Raw genomic sequence first — 13087 nt, 5'->3', positions numbered from 1 at the left:
CAAGCCCGGGACGGCCCGGCCCTTTCAGGAGGGCCGCCATGGCCTGGATCTATCTCGTCGCCGCCGGCCTGCTGGAGGTCGCGTGGTCCTACGCGATGAAGCTGTCGGACGGCTTCACCCGCCCCTGGCCGACCGCCGTCATGGTCGCCACCATGGTGGGCAGCGTCGGCCTCCTGGCCCTGTCCATGCGCACCCTTCCCCTCGGCACCGCCTACACGATCTGGACCGGCATCGGCGCGGTCGGCGCCTTCGCGGTGGGGGTGGCGGTCCTCGGCGAGCAGGCCAGTCCGGCCCGGCTGGTCGCCGCCGGCCTGATCGTCGCGGGCCTCGTCACCATGAAGCTCGCCGGCGACGCCTGACGCCTCCGAGCTGAACTATGACGCAGGGATACACTGCGTATTTCCGATCTCACCGGCGGCCAGGCGGTGAGATTGGTAATTTTTCTCCTTCTAAGGTACGCAGGTGAAGGATCAGCGATCGAAGCCCGCCGGACAAAGAGGCTTCACGCGCTCTGCGGAGGACCCATGAACGAGATCGTCAAGCCGGACTCCCTGATCGTCGCCGAGGCCGAGAGCCTGACGGAAACCTTCTTCGGGGGCTGCCCGCACGATTGCCCCGACACCTGCTCGATGCTGTTCGACGTCAAGGACGGCCAGCTCCAGGGCGTGCGCGGCAACCCGGACCACCCGATGACCCGGGGCGGCCTCTGCGTGAAGCTGAAGGACTACGAGAAGCGCCACTACCACCCGGACCGGCTGCTCTACCCGATGAAGCGGGTCGGCCCGAAGGGCTCGAAGCAGTTCGAGCGGATCACCTGGGACGAGGCGCTGGACACCATCGTGTCGCGCTGGAAGGCGATCATCGACCAGCACGGGCCGCAGGCCATCGCGCCCTACAGCTACCTGGGCAACCAGGGCCTCGTGCACGGGCTGAACGGCGGCGACGCCTTCTTCAACCGCATGGGCGCCACCGTGACCGAGCGGACCTTCTGCGGCGAGGGCTCGTGCACCGCGTGGCTCCTCACCGTCGGCCCGACGGCCGGCCTCGACCCCGACAGCTACATCCACTCCAAGTACATCGTGATCTGGGCCTGCAACTCGGTCAGCACGAACCTGCACCACTGGGCGATCGTGAAGGACGCCCAGAAGAAGGGCGCCAAGGTCGTGGTGATCGACACCTACGCGTCCCGCACCGCCAAGGCCGCCGACTGGCACATCGCGCCCAAGCCCGGCACCGACGGCGCGCTCGCCATGGCGCTGATCAATTCCATCATTGCGCAGGGCCTCGTCGACCAGGACTACGTCGACAATTACACGGTCGGCTACGAGGAGCTGAAGGAGCGGGCCGCGGACCGCACCCCCGAATGGGCCGCCGAGATCACCGGCGTCTCCGCCGACGACATCCGCAAGCTCGCCTACGAGATGGCGACCGAGCAGCCGGTGGGCATCCGCATCGGCGTGGCGCTGGAGCGCCATTACGGCGGCGGCCAGACCATCCGGGCGGTCGCCTGCATCCCGGCGCTCACCGGCGCGTGGCGCCATGTCGGCGGGGGCATCACCCAGTTCGGCGTCTGGGAGCACCCCTACAAGTTCGACGTCATCTGCCGGCCCGACCTGATCCCGGAGGGCACCCGGGTCGTCTCGAACCTGCAGATCGGCCGGGCGCTCACCGGCGAGATGCAGCTCGATCCGCCGATCATGTCGATGATGTGCTGGAACTCGAACCCGGTCACGCAGGCGCCCGAGACCGACAAGATCGTCGAAGGCCTGATGCGCGAGGACCTGTTCATGGTCTCGGCCGAGCACTTCATCTCGGACACGGCCTCCTACGCCGACATCCTGCTGCCCGCCACCATGGGCGCCGAGATGGAGGACATGATCCTCTCCTGGGGCCACCTCTACCTGACCTACAACACCAAGTGCGCCGAGGCGCCGGGCGAGGCGATCCCCAACAACGAGATCTTCCGCAGGCTCGCCGCGCGGCTCGGTTTCGAGGAGGAGAACTTCAAGTGGAGCGACGCGGAGTGCCTTGAGCACTACGTCGACTGGAACGCCCCGGCCTGCGAGGGCATCGACCTCGCCTACATGCGCGAGCACGGCTTCGCCCGCCTCAAGGTCGGCACGCCGGACGACCGGGCGCCGCACCGGGAGGGGAACTTCCCGACGCCGACCGGCAAGTGCATGCTCAAGGTCGAGGGCGCCACGAACTTCGTCGCCCCGCCGTTCCGGCAGATGTACGAGGGCTTCCAGCCGGGCGAGGCGCTCGACCCGCTGCCGGACTACCTCGGCCCGCGCGAGTCGCACACGAACGATCCCGAGCTCGCCAAGCGCTACCCGCTCAACATCGTCTCGCCCAAGAGCCACTACTTCCTGAACTCCTGCTACGCCAACATGGAGGACAAGCAGAAGGGCCAGGGCGAGCAGTTCGTGCTGATCAACCAGCACGATGCCGATGCCCGCGGCATCCGGGAGGGCGACCGGGTGAAGGTCGGCAACGACCGCGGCGCCTTCAAGGGCGTGGCGCGGATCACCGACGACGTGAAGGCCGGCATCGTGGTGGCGACGCTGGGCTACTGGCGCCAGCTCAACGAAGGGACGGTGAACAGCATCTCGTCCGGTGCCTTCACAGACATGGGCCACGCGCCCTCGTTCTCCGACAACCTCGTCGAGGTCGCCAGGGCGAATTGAGCCCGGTCACGGGCCGACCCGCCGTGCCGGCCGGCTCACGAACCGGGAGCCGGCCAGCAGGAACCGCCAGGGCGTCTCGGCGCCGCGGGTGATCCCGATCCGCCGGTCGGCCACGACTGCGGCCGACCCGGCGCGGGGCACGAACCGGAACGGCGCCTGCGCCACGGGCGCCCCGTCCAGCGCGTCGGTGACGCCCAGCGCCTGGCAGAGCCGGCCTGGGCCGGCGCAGAGCAGCCGCGGCGCCTCCGTGCCCCGGCGCGCCGCCATGGCGGGAAGCCCCTCCGTCGGCTCGAGGGCCCGGAGCAGCACCGCGCTGCCGGGCTCGCAGACGAGGTTCAGGCACCAGTGCATGCCGTAGGAGCGGTAGACGTAGGCGTGGGCGGGGGGCCCGAACATGCTGGCGTTGCGCCGGGTCGGCCCGGCGAAGCTGTGGGAGGCCGGATCGGTCCGGTCGTAGGCCTCGGTCTCGACGATGATCCCGCCCGCCGCGCCGACGAACAGCCGGGCGCCGATCAGCTCGGCCGCCACCGCGGCGGCGTGGCGGGCGAAGAAGGATTCCAGCATCGGGCCTCCGGTTTCGGGCGGGCTACCAGATTCCGCAATCCTGCGATCCGCACCGTCGTTCCGAGGCGCCGCAGGCGAGCCCGGAACGATGCGAGCGCGGATCACGGGGACGATTCCGCGGCCGCCGACGCTGCGTCGGCGTCATCCGGGACGGGGCAACCCGGCCCCCTCCCCTCGGGTTGGCCCCACCACACGGACACGCGCGCCGGGGAGGCGTTGGAATCTGAGCATTTCCGGGACGGTCGATGTCGCCATCGTGGGCGCGGGCGCCGCGGGCCTCGCCGCGGGGCGGCGACTGTCCGCGGGCCGGCCTGAACTGCGGATCCAGGTGCTGGAGGCGCAGGACCGCACCGGCGGGCGGGCGCACACGGTCGTGCCCGACGCCGTCGGCGCGCCCCTCGACCTCGGCTGCGGCTGGCTGCACGGCGCCGAGCGCAATCCGTGGCTCGCCATCGCCGGGGACTTCGGTTTCCACGTGGACCGCACCCCCGCTCCCTGGGACGTGCAGTACCGGGACCTCGGCTTCCCGCCCGCGGACCAGCGCGCCTACGAGGCCGCCTCGGAGGCGTTCCAAGCCCGGCAGGCGGCGGCCCAGGGCGATCCCGTGGACCGGCCCCTCGGGGCGCTCCTCGAACCGGACGATCCCTGGAACGGGCTGCTCAATGCCGTCAGCACCTACGTGAGCGGCGCCGAACTCGACGACCTCTCGACCCACGACGCCGCCCGCTACCAAGTCCACGGATCGGACTGGCGGGTGACGGAGGGCTACGGCCGCCTCGTGGCGCGCTACGGCGACGGCCTGCCGGTGGCGCTCGGCACGCCGGTATCGCGGGTCGACCACGGGGCGGCCGGCCCGGTCCGGCTGGAGACCCCGCGCGGGACGCTCCGGGCCGGCGCCGTCGTGGTGACGGTCTCGACCAATGTGCTGGCCGAGGGCGCCATCCGCTTCGATCCGCCCCTGCCCGGCAAGCAGGCGGCCGCGCACGCCCTACCCCTCGGGCTCGCCAACAAGGTCTTTCTCCACCTCGTCAGGCCGGAGGAACTGCCGGCGGACGCCCACCTGATCGGCAACCCGCGCAGCGCCCGGACGGGCGCCTACCACCTGCGCCCCTTCGGCCGGCCGGTGATCGAGGGCTATCTCGGCGGCGCGCTGGCCCGGGACCTGGAGCGCGCGGGAAGCGGGGCCGCCGCCGCCTTCGCCCTCGACGAGCTGGTGGCGCTGCTCGGCGCGGATTTCCGCCGCCGGGCCACGCTCCTGACCGCCACGCGCTGGGGGCAGGACGCGGCGATCCGCGGCTCCTACGCGTATGCCCGGCCGGGCGCCGCGGATCGGCGCGCGGTCCTGGCAGCGCCCGTGGGCGAGAGGCTGTTCTTCGCCGGAGAAGCGACGTCCCCGGACGCCTTCACCACCGTGCGCGGCGCCTACGAATCCGGGCGCCGCGCGGCGGACGAGGTTCTGGCCGCGCTCGGAGGGCAGGCGGTGGGTCCGTCCCGCGGGCCGGCGCGTTGACCGGCGTGCCCCACCTCGTCCAGGCCCGCCTCGTCAACGACCCGTTCTCGGATCCCGGCGTCCATCTCGACTTCCGCCACGCGCGCCGTGCCCTGCTGTTCGATCTCGGCGACGTCGCGTCACTGTCGGCCCGCGAGCTGATGCGGGTGAGCGACGTCTTCGTGTCGCACGCCCACATGGACCATTTCGCCGGCTTCGACCGTCTGCTGCGGATCTGCCTGCATCGCCCGCTGCCCCTGCGCCTCGTCGGGCCGGAGGGGTTCATCGCCCGGGTCGCGCACCGCCTCCACGCCTACACGTGGAACCTGCTCGGGCCGCACACGCCGGATTTCCGCATCCGGGTCGAGGAGTTCGACGGCACCCGCCTCGTGCGCGCGGCGGAGTTCCGCGCCCCGGAGCAGTTCGCCGAGCGCGCGGTCGCGCCGACGGATCCCGGGCCCGGCCGGGTGCTGACCGAGGAGGAGTTCCGGATCGACGCGGTGCGACTCGATCACGGCATCCCGTCGCTTGCCTTCGCGCTGGTCGAGCCGGTGCGGGTGAATGTCTGGCAGGGGGCGCTGGAGCGGCTCGGCCTCGTGCCGGGCCCTTGGCTCGGCGCGGCCAAGCGCGCGGCGCGCCGCGGCCTGCCGCCGGAGACCGCCGTGCCGGTGGCCGAGGGCCGGACCCTGCCCCTGGGCGACCTCGTCGCGGACCTCTTCCGGGTCGGCCCGGGCCAGAAGGTCGCGTACGTCACCGACACGGCGGACACGCCGGACAACGTCGACCGGATCCGCGCCCTGGCGGCCGGCGCCGACACGCTGTTCATCGAGGCCGTGTTCCGGGAAGCCGACCGGGCGGCGGCCGCGCGCACCCGGCACCTCACCGCCGCCCGCGCCGGGGCGCTGGCCCGGGACGCGGGGGTGCGGCGCGCCGTGCCGTTCCACCATTCGGCCCGCTACGCCGAGGCGCCGGAGGCGCTGACGCGGGAGTTCTGGGCCGCCTTCGCGGGCGGACACCCGAACCTGGCCGACGCGGACCGGCCTCGCGCCGCCGAGGTGAAATAAATCCGACACGGTCGAAGTCTTGCTGGTACGAGAAGCGCCAAACAGGCGGGCAAGCGGCCGATCCCAGCGGACCTCCCAGCATGATGCGGACCCTATCGATCGCGACGCTGCGCTCCGCCGAGCCGGGCGCGCGGGACCGCGCGGCCGCGCCCGCCACCCGGAGCCCCCTGAGCCTGCGGCGCCTCCGGCTGGGCAGCGGCCTGATCCTGTTCGGCTACGTGCTGACCCACTTGGTCAACCACGCCCTGGGCAACGTCTCCCTCGACGCCATGGAGGACGGCCTCGACGTCGTCACGGTTGTCTGGCTCAACCCGCTGGGCCTGACGCTGCTCTACGGCGCGCTTCTGGTCCATCTCGTGCTCGGGCTCCAGGCGCTCTACGCGGCCCGCTTCTTCCGCTGGCGGCCGTCCGAGACCCTGCAGCTGGTCTCAGGCCTGCTGATCCCGCCGCTGCTCATCAGCCACATCGTCGGGACGCGGGTCTCTTTCGCCACCGAGGGGCTCGAGAAGGGCTACGCGCAGGAACTCTACGCCTTCTGGGTGGCCGCGCCGCCGCTGGGCCTGATGCAGGTCGCCGTCCTGATCGTCGCCTGGATCCACGGCTGCATGGGCCTGCACTTCTGGCTGCGCCTGAAGCCGGCCTTCGGGCGCATGGCGCCCTGGCTGCTGGCGCTCGCCGTCCTGGTGCCGGTCCTGGCGCTGCTGGGCTTCGCGCAGGGCGGCCGGATGATCCTGGCCCTGGCGCAGGATCCGGCGTGGCGGGCCGAGGCCCTCCGGCCCGTCCATGTCGGGCTGCCCGATCAGGTGGCGCGGCTCGCCGCCATCCGGGACGGGATGCTGGGGACTTATGCGGGGCTGGTGGCGGCGGTCGTGGCGGCGCGCGGCGTGCGGACGCTGGCGGAGGTCAAGCGCGGCACGATCCGGCTGAGCTACCCCGACGGCCGGATCGTGCGGGTGCCCCGGGGCACCAGCGTGCTGGAGGCGAGCCGGCGCAACCGGATCCCCCATGCCAGCGTCTGCGGCGGCCGCGGCCGGTGCTCCACCTGCCGGATCCGCGTGACCGACGGCAGCGACGGCGCACCCAGCCCCGGCCGCACCGAGCGCTCGGTCCTGGAGCGCATCGGCGCCGGGCCGGGGGTGCGCCTCGCCTGCCAGTTCCGGCCCGAGACCGACATGGCGGTGGTGCCGCTCCTGCCGCCGCAGCCGCGGGCGCGGCAGGCGGACCTCCTCGACCGGGCCCAATCCGGCGAGGAGCGGTTCATCGTGGCGATGTTCGTCGACCTGCGCGGCTCGACCCGGCTCGCCGAGGAGCGCCTGCCCTACGACACGGTGTTCATCATCAACCGCTTCCTCGGCGCCGTGGGCGACGCCGTGCGCGAGGCGGGCGGCTCGACCAACCAGTTCCTCGGCGACGGGCTGCTCGCCCTGTTCGGCCTGGAGAGCGAGCCCGAGGCGGCGGCCCGGGACGCCCTGCGGGCGGTGGAGCGCATCGCCGAGGCGGTCGACACCCTGAACGACCTGCTGGCGGCCGACCTGGAGCACACCCTCCGGTACGGGATCGGCGTCCATGCCGGCCCGGCCATCGTCGGCGCGATGGGCGACGCCACCGACGCCCGCTTCACGGCGCTCGGCGACACCGTCAACGTCGCGTCCCGGCTGCAGGGGCTGACCAAGGCGCTGGGCTGCGTGGCGGTGGTATCGGAGGCGGTCTACCGGGCGGCGCGCGTGGCGCCGGAGGCGATCCGGGACGTCGCGGTGGACGGGCGGTCGGAGGCGGTGCGGGTCAGCGCCCTCGGGAGCGCCTGACGCCTCCGTCCTTGCGAGCGCAGCGAAGCAATCCAGGGTGGCGCCACACTGCCAATAGGTCCCGCTGCCCTGGGTCGCTTCGCTGCGCTCGCGATGACGGGTGATCCGTGCGGAGGGCGCGTGTCACGCCCGGTGCGGGTGCTCCGCCCCCAGCCGCGGCGCCAAGACCAGCATCAGCGGCACCACGGCGAGCGCCGTCCCGGCCGACGCCACCGCGGCCCAGTGCGGGCCGGCCGCGTCGCCGAGCCTTCCGTAGAGCAGCGGCGCGGCGAGGGCGCTGCCGCCGAGCGTCCAGGTGTAGAACACCGCGAAGGCCCGCTCGACGCGGCCCCCGGGGGCGAGTTCCGGCACCGTCCCGTAGAGCACCGAGGAGGTGCCGTTCAGCATCACGCCGAGCACCGGCAGAAGGATCAGCCCGGGGGCGAGCGGCAGCACGATCACCGCCAGGATCGCCAGCGCCGTCCCGGTCTCGGTGAGGATCACGGTCCGCGTCACGCCGAGACGCTCGCCGAGGCGCCCGCACACGGCCTTGCCGAGCGCGCCGCCGACGAAGACCAGCGACAGCGCGAGGCCCACGGTGGTCAGCGCCGCGCCCTTCTCCTGCAGCAGGAACGGCAGGTAGAGCAGGAAGGCCGGCCGGGCGGCGTTGTCGAGCATGCCGATGGCGACGAGGAGCCGGAAGCCCGTGGGGCTCCGCGCGCCGCCGGTGGCCCGATGGGCCACCCGCTTGGACGCTGCCGGGCCCTCGTGTGATGCCGGCTCACGCGGAAGCAACCGCCAGACCGCCAGCGCCACGACGATTCCCGCCCCGGCGATCACCCACAGCGCGTGTCGCCAGCCCGTCAGGGTCAGTAGCAGGCCGACCAGCGGCGGGACCGCCGCCTTCCCGAGATCGCCGGTGAAGTTGTAGGTGCCCAGCGGCCCCCGCGCGCCGGGACCGTAGGCCCGGGCGATCACCGCCGAGGCCAGGGGGTGCTGGGTGCTGCTGCCCGCGCCGCCGAGCAGGAGGCCGATCCCGAGCCCGACGAGGCCGCCCGAGGCCCCCGCGATCGCGTAGCCGGCCGCGCTGAGCAGCGTCCCGAGCACCAGCACGGTCCTGGCGCCCCAACTCTGGGCGAGGCGGCTCGCCGGCATCTGCAGGGCCGCCAGGGCGCCGTTGTAGAGTGAGCGCAGGAATGCGAGGGCCACGTAGTCGAGGCCGAACTCCGCCTGCCAGACCGGCAGCAGCACGTAGATCAGATCCGTGTAGCCGTCGTGGAGGGCGTGGTTGACCCCCGCGGCCGCCAGCGTGCGCCGGGCCTCCGGCACGGGGGCCCGTTCGGACGAGGCGGTCAGATCGGACGCGACGGACATCCAGCTTCCTTCGTGGTTGCCGCGCAGCATGCCGCCCTGGTCGGTGGCTGACAAACGACTTAAGCTGACGCTCGCGTGAGGAAACCTGACCCGTGCACCGCCGCCTGCCGCCGCTCAACGCCCTGAAGGCCTTCGAGGCGGCGGCCCGGCACGGGAGCTTCACCCGGGCGGCGGACGAGCTGCACGTCACCCACGGCGCGGTGAGCCGGCACGTGCAGATGCTGGAGGCGTGGCTCGGCCTGCCGCTGTTCGCGCGCCACAACCGGCGCGTGGCCCTCACCGAGGCGGGGGCGGACTACGCCACCGAGATCGGCGCCGCCCTCGACCGGATCGCCCTGGCCACCGCCCGCCAGGCCGAGCGCGGGCGGCCGCGCCTGCTGCACGTGAACGCGCTGGCCACCTTCACCCTGCGCTGGCTCATCCCGCGCCTGTCCGGATTCCAGGTGGCCAACCCGGCGATCGAGGTGCGGCTGACCACCTCGAACGTGCCCCTGGCGAGCCTCGCGGAGCCGTTCGACGTGGCAATCCGGGGCGGTCCGGACAGCCGTCCGGGCCACGTCGCGCAGGCCTTCCTGTCCGAGCGGCGCATTCCCGTGTGCAGCCCGGCGCTGCTGCAGCGCCTGCCGCTCGAAGGGCCGGAGGATCTCCGCCGGCACACGCTGCTGCACGCCGCGACGCTCCAGCGGGTCTGGCCGGACTGGCTGCGGGAAGCGGGCGTTCCGGACCTGACGCCGCAGGCCTCGGTGACGCTGGAGCACTTCTACCTGACGCTCCAGGCCGCCCTCGACGGGCTCGGCGTCGCCATGGGCCCCGAGCGGCTGATCGCCGACGACGTGGCCGCCGGCCGCCTCACCCTGCCCTTCGCCGGCCCGTCCCTGCCGGCGCGGAGCTACTACACCTACGTCCCCGAGCCGCGGGCGGAGGATCCGGCGGTCCGGGCCTTCTGCGGCTGGCTCGCCGAGGCGGCCCGGCGGCCGTGAGATCCGTCCTTGCGCGCGCAGCGAAGCAATCCAGGGCAGCGCGACATCTGTCAGCGTGGCGCAACGCTGGGTTGCTTCGCTCCGCTCGCAAAGACGGTTCGGAGTGGCGCCCGGGTGCGGTCCGGCGCATGGATCGGATCCGGAACGCGCCCGACACAGTCCGGGTTGGCGTGAGACGCTTCTGCCGAAGGTGACCGCATGGCGCGCAAGCGTCTCCGCCCGACGATCGAGAGCCTGATCGACTCCCTCGGCCGCCTCGGCGTCGCGCCGGACGCGGTCGATCTCGACCGGCTGCTCGCTCAGCTCGAGCTACCCGATTACGGCGCCGAGGTGGAGGACGACCGCGTCGCCCGGGCACTGCGCGAGATGCAGGCGGCCCGGGCCTTCGCGGAGACCGGCATCCCGGCGATCCGGAAGGCGATCCCCACCCTCCGGGCCGTGGTCACCAAGGACCACCGCATCACCTGGCTGATCCGCACCGAGATCCCGCTCCTCGACAACGGCCGCCTGGACCTGCGCCTCGACATCGCCCCCGAGCCGGAGGCGGCCGAGATCCTGGCCCGCATGGCCGCCCGGAACGATCCGGCCCACCGCCTGGAGGCCTTGCGCGAGGCGGTGGCGCGCACCGCGCTCCAGGCCACCCGCGCCCTGCACAAGCCGGTCGACCGGCTGCGGGCGCAGCTCCTCGTCGACCTGCGCGAGGTCGGGGCGGACGCCGCTGCCTACATCGCCCACATGGACCGGTCGCTCCGGTCCCGCGTGTTCACCTACGGTCCGAAGCTCGCCCGCGGCCTCAACGACACGCTGACCCCCGTGCGCCGCCACGCCAAGGCGGTGGCCCGCGAGGGCTCGCGCCTGCGCCGCCTGCGCGATCAGGTCGGCTTCGGGGCGTATATCGAGCGGTTCACCGCCGCCCGGCGCCTCAACCGCAAGATCCTGTTCCACATGGGGCCGACCAATTCCGGCAAGACCTACGCGGCGCTCCAGCACCTGACCGCGGCCGAGACCGGGGCCTACCTCGCCCCGCTCCGGCTCCTGGCGCTGGAGAACTACGAGACCCTGCGCGAGCGGGGCTTGCGCGCCGGCATGATCACCGGCGAGGAGGTGCTGGGCGAGGCCAACCCGACCCATACCGCCCGCACCATCGAGACCGCCGACCTGACCCGGCCGATCGACGTGGCGGTGATCGACGAGATCCAGATGCTGTCGGACCCCGACCGCGGCTGGGCCTGGACCAACGCGCTGTTCGGCGTCGCCGCCAGGACCGTGATCGTCTGCGGCTCCGACGACGCGCTGTCGTATGTCCGCCGCGCCGCCGAGGCCGCCAACGAGTCTCTGGAGGTGATAACCTTCACCCGCAAGTCGCCGCTCCTGTTGCTGGAGGAGCCGGTGCCGCTGGAGAAGGTCGAGGCCGGCGACGCGGTGGTCGCCTTCTCCCGCCGGGCCGTGCACGAGAACCGCGAGATCCTGGTGGCGCGGGGCCACCGGGTGGCGACGATCTACGGCGCCCTGTCGCCGGAGGTCCGCCGGGCCGAGGCCGCGCGCTTCCGCTCCGGCGAGGCCAACGTGCTGGTCACCACCGACGCGATCGGCATGGGGCTGAACCTCGGCCCGCTGAAGCGGATCGTGTTCTCGGCGGTGCGCAAGTGGGACGGCACCGCCGAGCGGGCGCTGACCCATTCCGAGATCCGCCAGATCGCCGGCCGGGCCGGCCGCTACGGCCACCAGGATGTCGGCTACGTGGCGGCGACCGACCCCTACGCCGCGGAACCGATCCGCACCGCCCTCTCGGGCGCCCCGACGGCCCCGGCGGCCGACACGCGCTTCTTCGTCCGTCCGGATCTCGGGGCGATCCGCTCGGTGGCCGAGGAGATGCGCACGCACAGCCTGCACGAGGTGCTGACCCACTTCGCCCGGGCGACCTTCTACGCGGGCTCGCCGTTCCAGCCCTCGGCCCTGGAGGAGGTGCTGGAGGTCGCCCGGATCGTCGACCGGGCGCGGCTGCCGATCGAGGAGAAGTTCGCGTTCTCGGTCTGCCCGATCGACCGGCGCGACGAGATCGCCATGAGCCTGCTGGAGCGCTGGTGCCAGGCCAGGGCCGCCGGCCTCACGGTCCCGGCCCTGCGGGGCAACCTCGCGGGCGAACTCGACTATCAGGAGCGGACCGTGAAGCTCGCCAGCGCCTATCTGTGGCTGTCGCGGCGCTTCCCCGAGACCTTCGACGACGTCGACGCCATCCGCCACATGCGAGGCCGCGCCAACGACGCCATCGAGCAGCACCTGCGGGAGACCGCGACCCGCAAGGCCGAGCGGCGGAGCCGGCGGACGAGCGGGGCGCGGTGAGACGCAGCATCCGGGCATGAAAAAGCCCGCCGCGCTTCAGGACGCGGCGGGCTTTGTAATGTGATGGCGAGATGATGTTGGTTGCTGGGACCAGCAACACCCGATCTCGGCGTGATCCGACGATTCGTTCCGTGCACAGATCGTTGGCCATGAGGGAATGCCACGCCCTACTCTCGCGCCTGATCGAAGGAGTTATACTGAAGTGAGCGGAGTAGTTGCTCGAGCCGAGACGGGCTCGGCGCCCTTCAAGCCCGGCACCTCATAGCCCGGCACCTCGGTCGCGGTGTCGAACACCCCGGCCATCAGATCAGCACCCCGCCACCGAAGCTGACGAAATTCACGAACAACGTGCTGGAGGCGAAGGCGATCGGCAGGCCGAATACTACTGGATCAGCCGGCGACATAGCCTAACCGTAATTACCCACGGGGTAGCTTGGTCGTCGGTTGAACGCCCGCGGCTGCGCTCCTGCCGAGCCAAGCTTGCCTCTTGCGCGGGTCGTCTCTTGCGCGGGGCGAATTTCGCTGATTCCTTCGTGGGATGCGATCTTCGAGTTCGGCAAGGTCGACGCCATCGGCCATTCCGGCATCATCGTGGTCCTCCTGGCCATCGCGGCCGACGATGCAACGGCAACCGTGCGGGCCCGGCAGGCGCTGATGGCGCCGGCCTACTATGGCGGCGCGCTCGCAGCCTTCCTGGTGCTGTACTATCTCGGCCACGCCGCCCTGTTCGACGCGGCGCCCCGGTTCCACGAACTCGCCAAGCTGGCGGTGATCTGAGGCGGGCAAGCGGACTGGACCGGTG

10 protein-coding genes are annotated in these 13087 nt (G+C 72.5%); 8 read left to right on the top strand and 2 right to left on the bottom strand.

Annotated features, from left to right (window positions below; all coding sequences use genetic code 11):
• Positions 1–38: 38 nt before the first annotated feature.
• Positions 39–359 carry a DMT family transporter gene (locus MMSR116_RS18685; RefSeq protein WP_158169050.1) on the top strand — a complete coding sequence of 107 codons (321 nt, stop codon included), beginning with the start codon at positions 39–41 and terminating at the stop codon, positions 357–359.
• Positions 360–524: 165 nt separating this feature from the next.
• On the top strand, positions 525–2687 hold the full coding sequence (locus MMSR116_RS18680) for a molybdopterin-containing oxidoreductase family protein (RefSeq protein ID WP_158169049.1): 2163 nt from the start codon (positions 525–527) through the stop codon (positions 2685–2687).
• 6 nt (positions 2688–2693) lie between these two features.
• On the opposite strand, the gene MMSR116_RS18675 is transcribed toward MMSR116_RS18680, so the two are convergent.
• Positions 2694–3251 carry a DNA-3-methyladenine glycosylase gene (locus MMSR116_RS18675; protein WP_158169047.1) on the bottom strand — a complete coding sequence of 186 codons (558 nt, stop codon included), beginning with the start codon at positions 3249–3251 and terminating at the stop codon, positions 2694–2696.
• 256 nt (positions 3252–3507) lie between these two features.
• Between MMSR116_RS18675 and MMSR116_RS18670 the strand changes: the two genes are divergently transcribed.
• The 3 genes from MMSR116_RS18670 (at position 3508) to MMSR116_RS18660 (ending at position 7609) form a co-directional block, all read left to right on the top strand.
• Positions 3508–4761, top strand: a complete 1254-nt coding sequence (locus MMSR116_RS18670) for a flavin monoamine oxidase family protein (RefSeq protein WP_244625488.1) — start codon at positions 3508–3510, stop codon at positions 4759–4761.
• Between the two features lie 5 nt (positions 4762–4766).
• Positions 4767–5804 (top strand): ribonuclease Z, encoded by a 1038-nt coding sequence (locus MMSR116_RS18665; RefSeq protein ID WP_158169043.1) that lies wholly within the window; start codon positions 4767–4769, stop codon positions 5802–5804.
• An 80-nt stretch (positions 5805–5884) separates the two neighbouring features.
• Positions 5885–7609, top strand: a complete 1725-nt coding sequence (locus tag MMSR116_RS18660; RefSeq protein ID WP_158169041.1) for an adenylate/guanylate cyclase domain-containing protein — start codon at positions 5885–5887, stop codon at positions 7607–7609.
• Positions 7610–7732: 123 nt separating this feature from the next.
• Here MMSR116_RS18660 and MMSR116_RS18655 read toward each other — a convergent pair whose 3' ends face one another.
• Positions 7733–8962, bottom strand: coding sequence for an MFS transporter (locus tag MMSR116_RS18655; RefSeq protein ID WP_158169039.1), 1230 nt, complete (start codon positions 8960–8962; stop codon positions 7733–7735).
• Positions 8963–9054: 92 nt separating this feature from the next.
• On the opposite strand from MMSR116_RS18655, the gene gcvA reads away from it, so the two are divergent.
• The 3 genes from gcvA (at position 9055) to MMSR116_RS18640 (ending at position 13062) form a co-directional block, all read left to right on the top strand.
• Complete coding sequence (gene gcvA / locus MMSR116_RS18650) at positions 9055–9942, top strand: transcriptional regulator GcvA (protein WP_158169037.1); 888 nt, start codon at positions 9055–9057, stop codon at positions 9940–9942.
• 198 nt (positions 9943–10140) lie between these two features.
• On the top strand, positions 10141–12285 hold the full coding sequence (locus tag MMSR116_RS18645) for a helicase-related protein (protein ID WP_158169035.1): 2145 nt from the start codon (positions 10141–10143) through the stop codon (positions 12283–12285).
• A gap of 480 nt (positions 12286–12765) precedes the next feature.
• Positions 12766–13062, top strand: a complete 297-nt coding sequence (locus MMSR116_RS18640; RefSeq protein ID WP_280178347.1) for a hypothetical protein — start codon at positions 12766–12768, stop codon at positions 13060–13062.
• The last annotated feature ends 25 nt before the right edge of the window (positions 13063–13087 follow it).

Source organism: Methylobacterium mesophilicum SR1.6/6 (assembly GCF_000364445.2).
GTDB lineage: Bacteria > Pseudomonadota > Alphaproteobacteria > Rhizobiales > Beijerinckiaceae > Methylobacterium > Methylobacterium mesophilicum_A.
Note: the sequence above shows the minus strand (reverse complement) of the source record. Positions and strands in the feature narration are given on the sequence as shown.

Coding starts and splice junctions, on each gene's coding strand:
- MMSR116_RS18685 (WP_158169050.1), top strand. CDS start 39: ATGGCCTGGATCTATCTCGTCGCCGCCGGCCTGCTGGAGGTCGCGTGG.
- MMSR116_RS18680 (WP_158169049.1), top strand. CDS start 525: ATGAACGAGATCGTCAAGCCGGACTCCCTGATCGTCGCCGAGGCCGAG.
- MMSR116_RS18675 (WP_158169047.1), bottom strand. CDS start 3,251: ATGCTGGAATCCTTCTTCGCCCGCCACGCCGCCGCGGTGGCGGCCGAG.
- MMSR116_RS18660 (WP_158169041.1), top strand. CDS start 5,885: ATGATGCGGACCCTATCGATCGCGACGCTGCGCTCCGCCGAGCCGGGC.
- MMSR116_RS18655 (WP_158169039.1), bottom strand. CDS start 8,962: ATGTCCGTCGCGTCCGATCTGACCGCCTCGTCCGAACGGGCCCCCGTG.
- MMSR116_RS18645 (WP_158169035.1), top strand. CDS start 10,141: ATGGCGCGCAAGCGTCTCCGCCCGACGATCGAGAGCCTGATCGACTCC.